Source organism: Pseudomonas sp. DC3200b2 (assembly GCF_049895785.1).
In the GTDB taxonomy this organism is placed as follows: Bacteria; Pseudomonadota; Gammaproteobacteria; order Pseudomonadales; family Pseudomonadaceae; genus Aquipseudomonas; species Aquipseudomonas massiliensis.
Map to the genome: position 1 here is coordinate 375,301 of NZ_JAFCTA010000002.1, position 14,243 is coordinate 389,543.

Below are 14,243 nucleotides of genomic sequence, written 5' to 3' on the forward strand. Positions count from 1 at the left end.
GGCGATAAAACCCGCGGCCGCTCCGGCGCGGGTTTTCGTGCGCGCATGAACGCCTGATCAGCTCAGTCCCGGTAGAACACCTGTACCAGGTGGTAGCCGAATCGGCTTTTGATCGGCCCGTGCACCTGCTTGATCGGCTTGCGAAAAATCACCTGATCGATCGCGGCCACCATCTGTCCCGGCCGAACCTCCCCCAGGTCGCCGCCACGCTTGGCTGAGGGGCAGGTGGAGTGTTTGCGCGCCAGGACATCGAAAGCCTCGCCTTTGGCCAGGCGTTGGCGCAGGGCTTCAGCTTCTTGCGCCGTGCGCACCAGTATATGTCTAGCCTGGGCTTTCATGGGTCGATACGTCCGTGACTGCTGCGTGAATTGAAAGGGGGCGCGATGTTACTGCCCGCGCGCCTTGTCGCCTACCCTTTCAATCGCCGATCATCTGGCGGATCTTGCTGGCCAGGGTTTCCAAAGTAAAGGGCTTGCCCAGGATGTCCATGCCTTCTTCCAGGTAAGACTCCCGATCAGCCGCCTTGTCGATGTAGCCGGTCATGAACAGGACCTTCAGGCCGGGCCGCTGTCGCCTCGCGATTTCCGCCAGCTGGCGTCCGTTGACGCCAGGCAGGCCTACGTCGGTCACCAGCAGATCGATGCGCAGCGGCGCCTCGAGCAAAGGTACCGCCACCTCGGCATCCGCCGCGGGATAACCTCGATAGCCAAGCTCATCGAGCACATTGATGATCAGCATGCGTACCGCAGGGTCGTCCTCTACCACCAGCACGCATTCACCCTGTTGGGCCAGCGGGGCTTCGCATTCGGCCTGAGGCAAAACCGCATCGCCTTCAGGTTCCAGATAGCGAGGCAGGTAGAGACTCACTTCGGTTCCCGCGTCAGGCTCGCTGTCCAGGGTCACATGCCCGCCACTCTGCTGGATGAAACCGTAGATCATTGAAAGTCCCAGCCCGGTGCCCTGGCCAGTGGGCTTGGTAGTGAAGAATGGGTCGAAGGCTTTCGCACGGGTCGAGGGCGACATGCCGCTGCCGTTGTCCCGCACGCAAAGCACCGCGTACTGCCCTGGCCGCACTGCTTCCATGGGCGGGTTCGGCTGGGCATGAGGCAGGTCCCTGTTGCAGGTCGTGATCACCAACCGCCCGCCGCTCGGCATGGCGTCGCGAGCATTGATGACCAGGTTGAGCAGGGCGCTTTCAAGCTGGTTGGGGTCGGTGTACACCGGCCAGGCGTTGGTTGCCAGGTCCAGCCGCAGATCGATCTGCTCACCGGTGGTGCGTCCTAGCAGATCCTCGAGCGAAGTCACCAGGGCATTGAGGTCGATACGTTGACGGTCCAGCGATTGCCGCCTGGAGAATGCCAGCAGGCGATGAGTCAATGCCGCCGCCCGTTGCGCCGAGCCCAGGGCAGCCTCGGCGAAGCGGCCGATTTCGGCGCTGCGTCCCTTGGCGATGTAGCGGTTCATCAGGTCCAGGCTGCCCATGATGCCGGTAAGCATGTTGTTGAAGTCGTGAGCGATTCCGCCGGTGAGCTGCCCTACGGCCTCCATCTTCTGGGCATGGCGCAGCAGCTCTTCGGCGCGTTCGCGTTCCTGTGCCTCGGCCAGTAGCCGGCGATTGGCCTCGGCCAAGGCCTGGGTGCGCTCTTGGACGCGTTGCTCCAGGGTTTCGTTGAGTTCTCGCAAGGCCTGCTCGGCCAGCTTGCGCTCGGTGATATCGATGGATGAACCGATGAAACGCACCGGTCGCCCATGGTCATCGCGGAAGCAGCGGCCCCGGGCGAACACCCAGCGCCAGCTTTCATCGCTCTGGCGTAGCCGATACTCCTCGGCGAACTCCCCATTGCCGTGCATGCAGGCCTTGATTCGTCGAGCCACGTAGGCTCGGTCCTGGGGGTGGACGGCTGTCAGGTAATCGCCAATCGGACGCTGACCGGCCTGGTGAGGATCGATGTTGTGCATGTGGGCGAAGTGCGCGTCGGCGATGAAGCGATCCTCGCGCACGTACCAGTCCCAGGTGCCTACGGCATGGGTTGCGTCCAGGGCCAGGCGCAGGCGCTCTTCGGACGCGGCCTTGGCGCGTTGTTCTTCGGCCAGGCGCAAGGCAAGCGTGCGCTCATCCAGAGGCTCCATCGCCTGGCGTAGCACTGAGAGGAAAAAGCCCAGGAGGCGACCTTGTTCATCCCTCAGTGGTCTGAAGCGTGCAGCCAGGTGACGAGACGCCTGGCCGTGCAGCGAGGGATTGAACGCCAGGTCGAAATCCTGCAGGTCGCAAGGCTTGCCCGCTGTCGCCTGTTCGATCACGAACCGGGCTTGCGGCGAGTGCTCAGGGAACCACTTGAGCAAAGCCAGGCCCTGTTGCCGTTTTTCCAGGCCGAACAGGGTTAGAAACTCGGGATTTGCAACGGCATGCTGCCCCGTTTCCCAGCACAAGGCCATCGGCACGGGTGCCTGGTTCACCATCTGAGCCGCCTGATGCAACACCGCGGGCCATGGCAGCGGCGTCTCGCTGCCTGTGCCGGCGCCACTGATGCCGGGCTCGACCGCCGCCGGGTTTATCGCTGTCATCCCGTATCCCTTGCTTGCCATTTGAGTTGCTTCACCATGCCCTTAGCAGCCAAGCTATGGAGCGAATCGATGTCACCGTTTCCAACGTAATACTGGCGGATTTCACATGGACCTACCGGCGCTGCTCAAACTTCTGGCCTCACAGGACGGTTCGGACCTGTACCTTTCCACGGGCGCCCCTCCTTGTGCCAAGTTCAATGGCGTGCTGCGCCCCTTGGGCAGCGAAGCCTTGAAACCGGGCGAGGTCGCCCAGATCGCCGCCAGCATCATGGATGCCGAGCAGCGGACCGATTTTGACCGGGAACTGGAAATGAACCTGGCGCTTTCGCTGCCTGGCGTCGGGCGTTTTCGAGTCAACATCTTCAAACAGCGCAACGAAGTATCCCTGGTAGCACGAAACATCAAGCTCGATATCCCTCTGTTCGAAGACCTCAAGCTACCGCCGGTTCTGCTCGACGTAGTAATGCGCAAACATGGCCTGGTACTGTTCATCGGCGCCACCGGGTCCGGCAAGTCAACCTCACTGGCCGCGCTCATCGATCATCGCAATCGCAGCAGCAGCGGCCACATCATTACCATCGAGGATCCGGTGGAGTATATCCATCGTCACAAGAAGTGCATCGTCAACCAGCGAGAAGTTGGAGTAGACACGCGCAGTTTCCGCGCTGCCCTGAAGAATACCCTGCGCCAGGCGCCGGATGTGATCCTCATCGGGGAGATCCGTGACCGCGAAACCATGGAGCATGCCTTGGCCTTCGCCGACACCGGGCACCTGGCCATTTCGACGCTTCACGCCAACAACGCCAACCAGGCCCTGGACCGGATCATCAATTTCTTTCCAGAGGAACGCCGCGCTCAGTTGCTCCAGGACTTGGGCAACAATCTGCAGGCCTTCGTGTCCCAGCGCCTGGTCAAGACCGTGGATGGCAGGCGTCGTGCCGCGGTGGAAGTCATGCTGGGTACTGCGACCATTCGCGATCTGATCCACCGTGGCGAATTCGGCGAATTGAAGGGCATCATGGAAAAGTCGGTAAACCTTGGCATGAAAACCTTCGACATGGCGCTGTTCGATCTGGTGATCGAAGGCGCCATCAGTGAAGAGGAAGCCTTGAAAAATGCCGATTCCGTCAACAACCTCCGGCTGCGCCTGAAACTGCAGCGCGACCCGACTCCAGGCCGCCCCGGCGTTTCGACGACGCCGGGCACGGCGGCGGGTGGTCGGCCTGATTGGGGGTTGGTGGACGAAGAGGGCCGGGATTGACACGAGCGCCAGCCCCTTACACCATTTTCAAGCGTTGCTTGCGAGTGGGCGGGGGAAAGGCCTGATCGAGACGTGCCAGGCCTTCACTGTCCTGCTCCGGGGCGGCGGCACGGGCGTTCAGGCGCACGTGGCTGTCCTCGCCCATGCGCCAGGTACCCTGACCGATAAGGGGCACGGTCTTGTCAGCCAGTTGTAGGTTTCGCATCAGCTTCTCCCGATCAGGTTCGCAACGACTGCGGCCTGGCCAGCACCTGCACCAGCACATCGTGCAAGGCCTGGGCGGCGCTTGAGAGCTGATGGTCGGCAAGCCGCATCAATCCGATCCTGCGTTCGATCCGAGGTTCCTCCAGAGCAAGGCAAAGGGCACCAGAGGCCTCCATCTGTTGCCGACACAACGCCGGGACGGCACTCACGCCCAGGCCGCAGGCTACCATCCGGCCCACTGTGCTCAACTGATGGCTTTCCAGGGCCACGGCCAGGCGCCCGTGCCGCTCGCGCAAATCGGCTTCCAGCAACAGGCGCACCGCTGACGGGCGCTGCAGGGTGATGAAATCGGCCTCCAGCAATTGGGCCCAAGTGACACTGGGCGCATTGGCCCACGATGATTGCCGAGGCACCACGGCAACGAAACGGTCGAGAAACAAGGGCTCGAAGGAGAGCGAACGGACGGATTCCGGTTCGAAGGCGATTCCCAATTCGACCCGACGCTGGCGAACCATTTCAACCACTTCTTCGTTTATCACGTCATGAACGGCTACATTGACCTTGGGATGCTGGTCTTTGAAGCGGCGCAGCGCGTCTGGCAGCAGGTTGGCCGCAAACGACGGCATGGCAGCGATGGAAACCTTGCCCAACTGCAGGGTGAAATGCTGGCGCAGACGCTCTTCAGTGTTATCCCAATCGGCCAACAGCTGGCGTGCAAGCGGCAGAAGAATCTCACCCTCTGGGGTGAGGCTCACGCTGCGCGTGCTCCGCACCAACAAAGGGCCGCCCAGGTCTTCTTCAAGAGCCTTGATGGTCAGGCTCAAGGCTGGCTGGGACAAGTGCAGACGTTCCCCGGCCTGGGCGAAATTCAGGGTCTGGGCGACTGTGACAAAGGCACGAAGCTGGCGAGGGGTCATAAGGGAAGTAAATCAATCCATCAAAAAAACAAAATTATCAAATGACTGCTTCAGGCGGAAGATAAGCCCATCGCTCCGAATGTCTCCTAGGGGAACCCGTTCGGGCGACCTCATAACGATAAAAAGGCACTCACCATGGCCGGACTCGACAAGCGGGTATACACCTACGAAGAGGCCCTCGCAGGGCTGACCGACAACATGACCATATTGGCCGGCGGGTTCGGCCTCTGCGGCATCCCTGAAAACCTTATCGCTCAGATCAAGCGCATGGGTGTGCGCGGGCTCACGGTGGTCTCCAACAACTGCGGCGTTGATGGCTTCGGCCTTGGGGTGCTGCTCGAGGAGCGGCAGATTCGCAAGATGATCGCCTCCTACGTTGGCGAGAACGCCTTATTCGAGCGGCAGCTGCTGGACGGCGAACTCGAAGTGGAACTGACCCCCCAGGGGACCCTGGCGGAAAAAATGCGCGCCGGTGGCGCAGGCATCCCCGCATTCTATACTGCGACCGGCTATGGCACTCCCATCGCGCAAGGCAAGGAGGTCCGGGTCTTCAATGGCCGCCATTACATCCTTGAACAGGCCATTACCGGAGATTTTGCGATCGTGAAGGGCTGGAAGGCCGACCATTTCGGCAATGTCGTGTACCGCCATACGGCCCAGAACTTCAATCCACTGGCGGCAACCGCCGGCCGGATCACCGTGGTGGAGGTCGAAGAAATCGTCGAGCCGGGCAGTCTTGAGCCCAGCCAGATCCATACCCCGGGGATCTTCGTCGACCGGGTTATCCAGGGCAGCTTTGAAAAGCGCATCGAAAAACGCACATTGAAGGCGTGAGCGCCGCTCACCGGAGGATCTCGAACATGGCTCTGACCCGCGAACAAATGGCCCAGCGTGTAGCGCGTGAATTGCGCGACGGGTATTACGTCAACCTGGGAATCGGCATTCCGACCCTGGTAGCCAACTATGTCCCGCCTGGCATGGACGTCATGCTTCAATCGGAGAACGGCCTGCTCGGCATGGGCGAGTTCCCCACAGAGGCGACCGTGGATGCCGACATGATCAACGCCGGCAAGCAAACGGTGACCGCCCGCATCGGCGCGTCCATTTTCGACTCGGCGCTGTCCTTCGCCATGATCCGTGGCGGCCACGTGGACCTTACCGTGCTGGGCGCCTTCGAGGTGGACGTGGAGGGGAATATCGCCTCCTGGATGATTCCTGGAAAGCTGGTCAAGGGCATGGGTGGCGCCATGGACCTGGTCGCTGGCGCGGACAACATCATCGTTACCATGACCCATGCCTCCAAGGACGGTGAGTCGAAATTGCTGCCTCGTTGCAGTCTGCCGCTTACCGGCGCCGGCTGCATCCGCAAGGTACTCACGGACCTGGCCTGGCTGGAAATAGACGACGGCGCTTTCATCCTGCATGAGCGGGCCCCTGGCGTGAGCGTCGAGGAAATCGTCGCCAAGACCGCCGGCCGTCTGGTAGTACCGGATCACGTGCCTGAAATGACGTTCTAGCGTCACTGAAGTGTTCGCGCGCCCCTGCGTCCTTGGCAGGCCCTGAGCGGCTCGCCGGGCCGCGGGGCGCTTGCGATGGTTTGCCCGATAACGAGAATAAAAGGTTGACTATGTCCACTTCCCTGGAAGACAGCCGGTTCGCCCGGTTCGCCCTGCGCTGTTCGGGTTTCGCCGAACGCTGGTTTCCCGATTCCTATGTCTTCGCCGCGCTGGCAGTGGTGGTGGTAGCCCTGGCCGCCATGGCCATTGGCGGTACCCCGACGGCGACCGCCGCGGCCTTTGGCGACGGTTTCTGGAGCCTGATCCCATTCACCATGCAGATGGCCTTCGTTGTCATCGGCGGCTATGTGGTCGCCAGCTCCCCGCCCGCGGCCAGGCTGATCGCCGCCTTGGCGCGAGTACCGCGCAATGGCCGATCCGCCGTGGCCTGGGTGGCCCTGGTATCCATGCTCGCATCGCTGCTCAATTGGGGCTTGTCCCTGGTATTCGCCGGCTTGCTGGTGCGGGCCCTGGCCAGGCGCGAAGAGCTGCGCATGGATTATCGGGCGGCGGGGGCGGCTGCTTATCTGGGGTTAGGCGCAGTCTGGGCGCTGGGGTTGTCATCCTCGGCGGCCCAGCTACAGGCCAATCCGGCGAGCCTCCCTCCTTCAATCCTGGCGATCACCGGTGTGATCCCCTTCACCCAGACCATCTTCCTCTGGCAGTCGGGTGTGCTTCTTCTGGCTTTGGTGGTGGTTTCCCTGATAGTGGCCTACGTTACCGCCCCAGGCGCCGGTAGCGCCAAAGATGCCCGGGCCTGCGGGGTAGACCCCAGCTTCAACGCGCCTGCCCTTTGCAAGCGAGAGCGGCCAGGGGAATGGCTGGAGTACAGCCCGGTACTGACGATCATCCTGGTACTGCTAGCCGGTGGCTGGCTGGCCAAGGAGTTCGCAAGCAAGCCAGTGATAATGGCCATTTCCGGTCTGAACACCTACAACTTCCTGTTCCTCATGCTCGGCGCACTCTTGCACTGGCGTCCCCGCAGCTTCCTCGACGCCGTGGCTCGGGCTGTGCCAACCACCACCGGGGTGCTCATCCAGTTCCCCCTCTACGGTTCCATCGCAGCGATCATGACAACCGTCAAGGGCATGGATGGGCAAACCGTCGCCCATCACATTTCCACCTTCTTCGTGCAGATTGCCAGCCACGACACCTATGCCGTGTTGATGGGCGTCTATTCCGCGGTCCTGGGTTTTTTCATCCCTTCCGGCGGCGGCAAGTGGATCATTGAGGCGCCCTACGTAATGCAGGTGGCCAACGACCTTGGCTATCACCTGGGTTGGGCCGTCCAGATCTACAACGCGGCGGAAGCCCTGCCAAACTTGATCAACCCCTTCTACATGCTGCCACTGCTCGGGGTGCTTGGACTGAAGGCGCGGGAGCTGATTGGTTTTTCTTTCGTGCAGTTGCTGGTGCACGCGCCTTTGGTACTGGTCCTGCTCTGGTGGCTGGGCGGTACCCTGGCCTACGTACCGCCGATAGCGCCTTGAGCGGGCAGACGCACGAACCCGTCGGCCAAAACGACGCTGCCCTCGCGTGACGAGGGCAGCAGGGCAGGCCGGGGGTCAGAACAACCGTCTGGGTAGCTCAACCGCCGTCGGTATCGATGTCGGCGTCCTTGGGGTTGTACACCTTTTCCTCGCCGGGTTCAGGCTCGAAGTCAGGGCTATAGCTGTTGCCTTCGGCGGTGGAGGGGTCACCTTCGCCCGGCGTCGCGCCGGGCCCTATGGCTGCGCCGGTAGTACCTTGGTCGTGCGGCTGGCTATCGACCTCCGTCTGGGCAGTGCCTGGTTCATCTAGCGCGCGGTTGGTCATGATCGCCTCCGCTCACTTGTCAGTGCCGGTGCCTTCGGAGCCCGTGCCACCCATGCCGGTTTTTCCGTTGGTTGGCCGAGTATCGCTGCTCTGAGGCGTGGACACGTCGGTGTTGGTATGCGGCTTGGGATTGCTGGCGGAGGAGCCGTCGGTATTGCGGTTGGGCAGGCTGCCGGTGCCGGTGCCCGTGGCGCCGCCCTTGTCGGCAGGCAGGGTACCGGGGTTGGCCGGCGCGGTGGTGCCAGTGCTCGAATCAGCCAGGGCCAGTGCGCTGCCGGCGCCAAGGGTCGCGGCCAGGAAAAGGGTAGCGAGGGATTTGCGGGTCATGTTCGTCTCCAGGATGAAGGACACATGACATGAGGCAGGCGAACGCAAGGCTTAGTGCCAGCGAAGCGACGGGTGGTATTCACTCCGTCGCTGCGCTGGGCAGGGTCATACCACCAGCGACAACAGCAGGATCAGGACGATGCCTACCACTGAAAGAATGGTTTCCATCATGCTCCAGGTCTTGAAGGTTTCTTCCACGGTCATGTTGAAGTACTGCTTCACCAGCCAGAAACCTGCGTCGTTGACGTGGGAAAGAATCACCGAACCGGCGCCTGTGGCAAGCACCAACAGCTCACGGTTGACGTCTGGAATCAGCGTGACCACAGGGGCGACTATACCGGCGCCAGTGATGGTCGCTACCGTTGCCGAGCCGGTCGCTATGCGAATCACCGCGGCCACCAGCCAGGCGAGCAAAAGCGGGTTGATCTGAGCGTGCACGGCCATCTGGCCGATCACGTTACCGACGCCCGTATCCACCAACATCTGCTTGAAACCGCCGCCCGCGCCTACGATCAGGATGATCGCGGCGGTGGGCGCCAGGCTCTGATCCAGGAGCTTCATGACCTGGGAGCGGGAAAAGCCGCGAGCGAAGCCAAAGGTATAGAAAGCCAGGAGCAGGGCGGCGAGCAGGGCAGTGATGGGATGGCCGATCAGGTCCATCCATACGCGTACCACGTGGTCGGCCGGCAATACTACGTCGGCGAAGGTCTTGAGCAGCATCAGGAATACAGGAAGAAGCACAGTGACCAGGGTCACCGTAAAGCTCGGCAGGTCCCGGGCGCTCGATTCCTTGGCGATCTGGTCCATCAGCTCCTGGGAGGGGTTGCCCGGTACGTAGCGAGAGATGAACGCACCGAACAGCGGTCCGGCGATCATCGCTGTGGGCAGGCCCACCAGCAGGCCGTAGAAGATAGTCTTGCCGATATCCGCGCCGAACACGCCGATGGCCAGCAACGGACCGGGATGGGGAGGCACCAGGCCGTGCACCACCGAAAGGCCCGCCAGCAGAGGGATGCCGATCTTCACCAGCGACACGCCGGAGCGTCGCGCCACGATGAACACCAGCGGAATCAGCAGGACGAAACCGATTTCGAAGAACAGCGGGATTCCTACCAGGAAGGCCGAGAACATCATCGCCCAGTGAACATAGCGCACCCCGAACCAGCGGATGAGGGTCTGGGCGATCTGGTCGGCGCCGCCGGAATCGGCCATCAACTTGCCCAGCATGGTGCCCAGGGCAAGCACGATGCCGACGAAACCGAGCACGCCGCCGAAGCCGTCCTGGAACGACTTCATGACCTTGGCCACGGGCATCCCGGAGGTCAAGCCGAGGAAGCCGGCGGCCAGGGTAAGGGCCACGAAGGGGTGGACCTTCAACTTAGTGATCAACAGGATCAAGCCGATGATCGTCACCAGCGCATCGATCATCAGAAAGGTATCAAGGGGCAAACCCAGCATGGTCAAGGCCTCGTATTGTTATTGATGGCGCAGAAGGGGGTGCCGGCAGCGTCGCCGACGGCTTGGCTGTGGTCATCGGCACCGGATTCACGCAGCCAACCGTCCACTTGCCGGGCGAGTTCGACGATTGGCAGGGTGGCGTCCACGGCCAGGGTGTGGGATTCGCCTGTTGGCGGCTCGAGCGCGGCGAATTGGCTATCGATCAGGCTGGCCGGCATGAAATGGCCGGGGCGGTGTGCGACCCGGTCCGCGGCTTCTTCACGCGACAGCTCCAGGAACACGAAGCCGAGCTCCGGCACCGCGTTTCGAAGCGTGTCGCGATACTTGCGTTTCAATGCCGAGCAGGTCAGCACCGGGCGCTGGCCCTGGGCAACCCAGGTGGCCATCTCCTCGCCAAGGCGCTGGAGCCAGCCCGCTCGGTCAGTGTCATCCAGAGGGATGCCCGCGCTCATCTTGGCGATATTGGCGGCAGGGTGGAACGCATCGCCTTCGATCAGGCGGCCGCCACTGCGCTCGACGATAGCCGCGCCGACGCTGCTTTTGCCGCAGCCGGACACGCCCATCACGACCAGCGCGCTCAAGGGTGAAACCATCTTTACCTCCAGCGGGGTAGCGCTGTCTGGGCGATGGAAGGCCAACGCCGCTAACGCCACACCCTTCTTGTTGTTCGTATATGTCAAAGCGGTATGACGGATTCGACCGCGGGCGACTGGGCTCTACTGCATTTCCCGCCGCTTGAGACAGCGCTACCTTAACCAAATTCCTACCCATGGCAAGCGAAAATTCCTACACTCGCCGGCTACCGTGAAACAGAGATGCTTCAGTACATGGCTCGTTCTGGCACCCGTACCACTGGCCGACCTACGCTCGATGAAGTCGCCCGCCTCTCAGGCGTATCCCCCATTACCGCGTCACGGGCCTTGCGCGGGGTTGCCACGGTCGCGCCGGAGCTGGTCCAGCGAGTACAGGAGGCGGCCGCCAGCCTCGGCTACGTGGCCAACCCGGCGGCCCGAGCCCTGGCGTCTGCGCGAAGTCAATCGGTGGTGGTATTGATACCCTCGCTGTCCAACCACCTGTTCATTGACACGCTGGAGGCTATCCATCAGGTGTTCCGACCCAGGGGGCTGGAAGTTCTCATCGGCAACTACCACTACGATGAACAGGAAGAAGAAAACCTTATCCGCAACTATCTGGCCTACCAGCCGTGCGGAATGTTGCTGACGGGAGTCACTCGCAGCGAGCACGCTACTCGCCTGCTTGCCCAGGCGTCGCTGCCTCGTGTCCATATGATGGAACTCAGTGGCGCTCCCGGGGTTGCCTGCGTGGGCTTCTCCCAAGAGCAGGCCGGCGCGGCGGCCGCTGCCCACCTGCTTGGCCAGGGCCGCAGACACCTGGCTTATGTCGCGGCTCAGTTGGACCCACGGGTCCTTCAGCGTGCCGAGGGCTTTCGTCAGGCGCTGAGCCAGGCGGGGTGCCATGATCCGGCGCTCGAAGTGATGTGCCCTGAACCTTCCTCCATCGGATTGGGTGGCGAGCTGTTCCGCCGCTTGCTGCGTGCGCGCCCCGATGTGGATGGAATCTTCTTTTGCAACGATGACCTGGCACAGGGCGCGATCTTCGAGGCGCAGCGCCTGGGCATAAACATTCCGGCCCAGGTCGCCGTAGTGGGCTTCAACGACCTGCCAGCATCGGCACACATGGTTCCCCGGCTGACGTCCATCCGCACGCCGAGGGCTGAAATCGGTCGCCAGGCCGCGTTGATGCTGCTCGACCAGCTCGATGGAAAGGGCGCGCCGACGCGCCCCAGCGACCTGGGCTTCGAGTTGATCGTGCGAGAAAGCTGATGACCGGTCACCGGAACCGGTGCGATTAGACTGAACTCATCCTCTGGTCAAGGCGTCCTCAATAGTGTAGGGCGATGCGGATCGCAATCCGGCGAACGCGCATCAACAGTCCACTTCCTTTGAGGAGCGACATGATGACCATCCCAAACCAGTCACCGACGCCGAAGGGCGCGGACCGTGCACAAGACCACTTGCACACTATCACCAGTGAAGCCAGCTCGGCGGTCAATGAATTGAAAGAGCAAGGTACTCAGCAATTCGAGCAGTACCGCGATAAAGCCGCCGATCAGCTCGAGGGCCTGGTCGAAGGTGTGCAATCGGCCGCGTCGGCCATGGAAGGACGCGACACACTGGGGCTGGCTCAGGGGCTGTCCGATGTCGCCGCCAGCCTGGGTGATTTTGCCGATCGCATGCGCCACAAGAGCGCTGAAGAGCTTCTGCAGGAAGGCGCCCGCGTGGCCCGGGAAAATCCGCTGTTGTTCCTGGCCGGCACCGTGGCAGTGGGCTTTGCCTTGTCTCGCTTCCTCCGCGCTTCAGCGCCATCGGGTACTTCCAGCGAGGACGACGGGCTGAGCGCGATGGCGCCTACCCCGCAGGAAGCCTATGGCGCCAGCGCGCCCTACCAGAGCACTGTCGCCGAGGGCAGCACCATGCCAGGCAGCCGCCCGCCGGTGGACCCGCTGCCCGCTGCCGATCCCCTTGGTGAGGCAGCCACCTATCCAACACTGGACAAGCCTGCCGATTCGCTGAACAAAGGAGGCCTGGTATGAACGTCGAGACGCGCACCACGCAAACCTCTGCCACCGGGCAGGTGCGTCGCGAGACCACTGTGCATACGCCCGAGGGTGATGCAAGCGTTATCAGCCTGTTGCGCCAGCTGACCCACGAAGTGCCCGCCCTGTTCAGCAAGGAATTGGCCTTGGCCAAGGCTGAAATGGAAAAGAGCCTCACCACCCTCAAGGCCGGTGTCGCGGCTGTCGCCGGCGGAGCCATTGTGTTGCTGGGCGGTTTCATCGTGTTGTTGATGGCGGCGGTCTACGGCTTGAGCACCGTGCTGCAGCCTTGGCTGGCCGCGCTCATCGTTGGCGGCGTCGTGATGGTGATCGGTTTCATCATGCTGCAGGCAGGCAAAAAACAGTTCGAGCCGTCTCACTTCAAGCCAGACCGTACCCTCAATGCCATGGATAAAGACCAGCAAGCACTGCGGAGTAAACTGCCATGACTTCCTCGATTACCGCACAGTCCCATAAAAGTCCGGAAACGCTGGAGCATGAGATTGACCAGCAACGGGCCAATATCAGCAATATCGTGGATGCTCTGGAGAGCAAGCTGACCCCCGGCCAACTCTTCGACCAGGCCCTGGCCTACACCCGTGGCAATGGCGGTGAGTTCTTCCAGAACCTGGGCACCACTGTGAAGAACAACCCGGTCCCCACTGTGCTGGCCGGCCTGAGCCTGGCCTGGTTGGCGATGAACCAGAACCGGCCCATCGCGCCGCGCCGAGTTAACGAAGGGCCCAGCCTGATGGATCGGGCCAGCGCCGCCGCAAGCAAGGTCGGCCAGGTGGTGGACTCGGCCAAGGAGCAACTGCGTGGTGCCGCCGATTCGGTGACTACCCGCGCTTCGGCGGTCAAGGACTCGGTCACTTCCAGTGCTTCCAGTGTGAAAAACTCGGTCGCCTCGGGCGCGTCCAGCGTCAAGGACAAGGCAACGACTTGGCGCGATGGCGCCAGTGATCGCCTTAGCCAGGGGAGCGAACGCCTCAATCACGGCGCTCACGATCTGACGCACCAGGCCAAGACCACCGGCGTCCAGGTCAAGGGCCAATTCGAGCATCTGCTTCAGGAGCAGCCGCTGGTTCTGGCAGCGGTTGGCTTGGCGCTCGGCGCTGCCTTTGGCGCTGCCTTGCCTTCCACTCGCCATGAAAATCGACTGCTGGGCAAGACCAGTGACCGGCTGACAGAGCAAGTCAAGAGCAAGGCGCGTGAAGTCAAGGAAACGGTGAAGAGCGAAGCGGGCGCGGTGGTTGAGCAGGCTCGCGGTAACGAGAGCGATGCCCGCGGCTCGTCCAAGGGCAACGCCAGTGGCAATGGCTATGACAGCGCTGCTCACGTTGGCCGACCCAATGCTGGGGGCGATACTGATCTTTCCCGAGGGCTTGGCACCCACCATTGATATCCTCGGCGCTTTTTTTGCCCCGGGCGTTTTTGAAACGTCCGGGGTTTTTTTTGTTCGCTCGCGGAGCTTCGTCAATATTCCGTCGTGAATTCCAATCCCTTGTGCCTTTTTCTTGCGC

The 14,243-nt window shown here is 62.2% G+C and carries 16 protein-coding genes; 8 read left to right on the forward strand and 8 right to left on the reverse strand.

Annotated features, from left to right (window positions below; genetic code table 11):
* Positions 1–62: 62 nt before the first annotated feature.
* Together ACP691_RS07490 and ACP691_RS07495 are read right to left on the reverse strand one after the other, a co-directional pair.
* Complete coding sequence (locus ACP691_RS07490) at positions 63–338, reverse strand: peptidylprolyl isomerase (RefSeq protein ID WP_426199060.1); 276 nt, start codon at positions 336–338, stop codon at positions 63–65.
* A 79-nt stretch (positions 339–417) separates the two neighbouring features.
* The gene (locus ACP691_RS07495) at positions 418–2,565 is read right to left on the reverse strand and encodes an ATP-binding protein (protein ID WP_426199062.1); all 2,148 of its coding nucleotides are present in this window, start codon (positions 2,563–2,565) and stop codon (positions 418–420) included.
* A gap of 106 nt (positions 2,566–2,671) precedes the next feature.
* Between ACP691_RS07495 and ACP691_RS07500 the strand changes: the two genes are divergently transcribed.
* Positions 2,672–3,826: a PilT/PilU family type 4a pilus ATPase gene (locus tag ACP691_RS07500; protein ID WP_426199063.1), complete on the forward strand. Its 1,155-nt coding sequence runs from the start codon at positions 2,672–2,674 to the stop codon at positions 3,824–3,826.
* 16 nt (positions 3,827–3,842) lie between these two features.
* Here ACP691_RS07500 and ACP691_RS07505 read toward each other — a convergent pair whose 3' ends face one another.
* Both ACP691_RS07505 and ACP691_RS07510 read right to left on the reverse strand, forming a co-directional pair.
* Complete coding sequence (locus tag ACP691_RS07505; protein ID WP_426199065.1) at positions 3,843–4,031, reverse strand: hypothetical protein; 189 nt, start codon at positions 4,029–4,031, stop codon at positions 3,843–3,845.
* A 13-nt stretch (positions 4,032–4,044) separates the two neighbouring features.
* Complete coding sequence (locus tag ACP691_RS07510; protein WP_426199067.1) at positions 4,045–4,947, reverse strand: LysR family transcriptional regulator; 903 nt, start codon at positions 4,945–4,947, stop codon at positions 4,045–4,047.
* 135 nt (positions 4,948–5,082) lie between these two features.
* Between ACP691_RS07510 and ACP691_RS07515 the strand changes: the two genes are divergently transcribed.
* The 3 genes from ACP691_RS07515 to ACP691_RS07525 all read left to right on the forward strand — a co-directional run bounded on the left by ACP691_RS07515 (position 5,083) and on the right by ACP691_RS07525 (position 7,993).
* Positions 5,083–5,781, forward strand: coding sequence for a CoA transferase subunit A (locus ACP691_RS07515; RefSeq protein ID WP_426199069.1), 699 nt, complete (start codon positions 5,083–5,085; stop codon positions 5,779–5,781).
* A gap of 26 nt (positions 5,782–5,807) precedes the next feature.
* Positions 5,808–6,464: a CoA transferase subunit B gene (locus tag ACP691_RS07520; RefSeq protein WP_426199071.1), complete on the forward strand. Its 657-nt coding sequence runs from the start codon at positions 5,808–5,810 to the stop codon at positions 6,462–6,464.
* Positions 6,465–6,574: 110 nt separating this feature from the next.
* Positions 6,575–7,993, forward strand: a complete 1,419-nt coding sequence (locus ACP691_RS07525; RefSeq protein WP_426199073.1) for a short-chain fatty acid transporter — start codon at positions 6,575–6,577, stop codon at positions 7,991–7,993.
* Between the two features lie 97 nt (positions 7,994–8,090).
* Here the strand turns inward: ACP691_RS07525 and ACP691_RS07530 are convergent, their stop codons facing one another.
* From ACP691_RS07530 to ACP691_RS07545, 4 genes are all read right to left on the reverse strand, one after another.
* Positions 8,091–8,318 (reverse strand): hypothetical protein, encoded by a 228-nt coding sequence (locus ACP691_RS07530; protein WP_426199075.1) that lies wholly within the window; start codon positions 8,316–8,318, stop codon positions 8,091–8,093.
* Between the two features lie 12 nt (positions 8,319–8,330).
* Entirely contained in the window at positions 8,331–8,645 is a 315-nt protein-coding gene (locus ACP691_RS07535; protein ID WP_426199076.1) for a hypothetical protein, read from the reverse strand.
* Between the two features lie 105 nt (positions 8,646–8,750).
* A complete protein-coding gene (locus ACP691_RS07540) occupies positions 8,751–10,103 on the reverse strand; it encodes a GntP family permease (RefSeq protein ID WP_426199078.1) in 1,353 nt (450 codons plus the stop codon).
* Between the two features lie 2 nt (positions 10,104–10,105).
* Positions 10,106–10,696, reverse strand: a complete 591-nt coding sequence (locus ACP691_RS07545) for a gluconokinase (RefSeq protein ID WP_426199079.1) — start codon at positions 10,694–10,696, stop codon at positions 10,106–10,108.
* Positions 10,697–10,930: 234 nt separating this feature from the next.
* Between ACP691_RS07545 and ACP691_RS07550 the strand changes: the two genes are divergently transcribed.
* From ACP691_RS07550 to ACP691_RS07565, 4 genes are all read left to right on the forward strand, one after another.
* On the forward strand, positions 10,931–11,947 hold the full coding sequence (locus ACP691_RS07550) for a LacI family DNA-binding transcriptional regulator (RefSeq protein WP_426199081.1): 1,017 nt from the start codon (positions 10,931–10,933) through the stop codon (positions 11,945–11,947).
* Positions 11,948–12,078: 131 nt separating this feature from the next.
* A complete protein-coding gene (locus ACP691_RS07555) occupies positions 12,079–12,717 on the forward strand; it encodes a hypothetical protein (RefSeq protein ID WP_426199083.1) in 639 nt (212 codons plus the stop codon).
* Complete coding sequence (locus ACP691_RS07560) at positions 12,714–13,169, forward strand: phage holin family protein (protein WP_426199084.1); 456 nt, start codon at positions 12,714–12,716, stop codon at positions 13,167–13,169. Before ACP691_RS07555 ends, ACP691_RS07560 begins: the two co-directional genes overlap by 4 nt.
* On the forward strand, positions 13,166–14,122 hold the full coding sequence (locus tag ACP691_RS07565; protein ID WP_426199086.1) for a DUF3618 domain-containing protein: 957 nt from the start codon (positions 13,166–13,168) through the stop codon (positions 14,120–14,122). Before ACP691_RS07560 ends, ACP691_RS07565 begins: the two co-directional genes overlap by 4 nt.
* Positions 14,123–14,243: the final 121 nt, after the last annotated feature.

Bases quoted from the DNA above. Each gene is read 5' to 3' on its own strand.
- ACP691_RS07545 (WP_426199079.1), bottom strand. From the start codon at position 10,696: ATGGTTTCACCCTTGAGCGCGCTGGTCGTGATGGGCGTGTCCGGCTGC.
- ACP691_RS07495 (WP_426199062.1), bottom strand. From the start codon at position 2,565: ATGACAGCGATAAACCCGGCGGCGGTCGAGCCCGGCATCAGTGGCGCC.
- ACP691_RS07525 (WP_426199073.1), top strand. From the start codon at position 6,575: ATGTCCACTTCCCTGGAAGACAGCCGGTTCGCCCGGTTCGCCCTGCGC.
- ACP691_RS07535 (WP_426199076.1), bottom strand. From the start codon at position 8,645: ATGACCCGCAAATCCCTCGCTACCCTTTTCCTGGCCGCGACCCTTGGC.
- ACP691_RS07555 (WP_426199083.1), top strand. From the start codon at position 12,079: ATGATGACCATCCCAAACCAGTCACCGACGCCGAAGGGCGCGGACCGT.
- ACP691_RS07565 (WP_426199086.1), top strand. From the start codon at position 13,166: ATGACTTCCTCGATTACCGCACAGTCCCATAAAAGTCCGGAAACGCTG.
- ACP691_RS07520 (WP_426199071.1), top strand. From the start codon at position 5,808: ATGGCTCTGACCCGCGAACAAATGGCCCAGCGTGTAGCGCGTGAATTG.
- ACP691_RS07515 (WP_426199069.1), top strand. From the start codon at position 5,083: ATGGCCGGACTCGACAAGCGGGTATACACCTACGAAGAGGCCCTCGCA.
- ACP691_RS07560 (WP_426199084.1), top strand. From the start codon at position 12,714: ATGAACGTCGAGACGCGCACCACGCAAACCTCTGCCACCGGGCAGGTG.
- ACP691_RS07500 (WP_426199063.1), top strand. From the start codon at position 2,672: ATGGACCTACCGGCGCTGCTCAAACTTCTGGCCTCACAGGACGGTTCG.
- ACP691_RS07505 (WP_426199065.1), bottom strand. From the start codon at position 4,031: ATGCGAAACCTACAACTGGCTGACAAGACCGTGCCCCTTATCGGTCAG.
- ACP691_RS07550 (WP_426199081.1), top strand. From the start codon at position 10,931: ATGGCTCGTTCTGGCACCCGTACCACTGGCCGACCTACGCTCGATGAA.
- ACP691_RS07490 (WP_426199060.1), bottom strand. From the start codon at position 338: ATGAAAGCCCAGGCTAGACATATACTGGTGCGCACGGCGCAAGAAGCT.
- ACP691_RS07540 (WP_426199078.1), bottom strand. From the start codon at position 10,103: ATGCTGGGTTTGCCCCTTGATACCTTTCTGATGATCGATGCGCTGGTG.
- ACP691_RS07510 (WP_426199067.1), bottom strand. From the start codon at position 4,947: ATGACCCCTCGCCAGCTTCGTGCCTTTGTCACAGTCGCCCAGACCCTG.
- ACP691_RS07530 (WP_426199075.1), bottom strand. From the start codon at position 8,318: ATGACCAACCGCGCGCTAGATGAACCAGGCACTGCCCAGACGGAGGTC.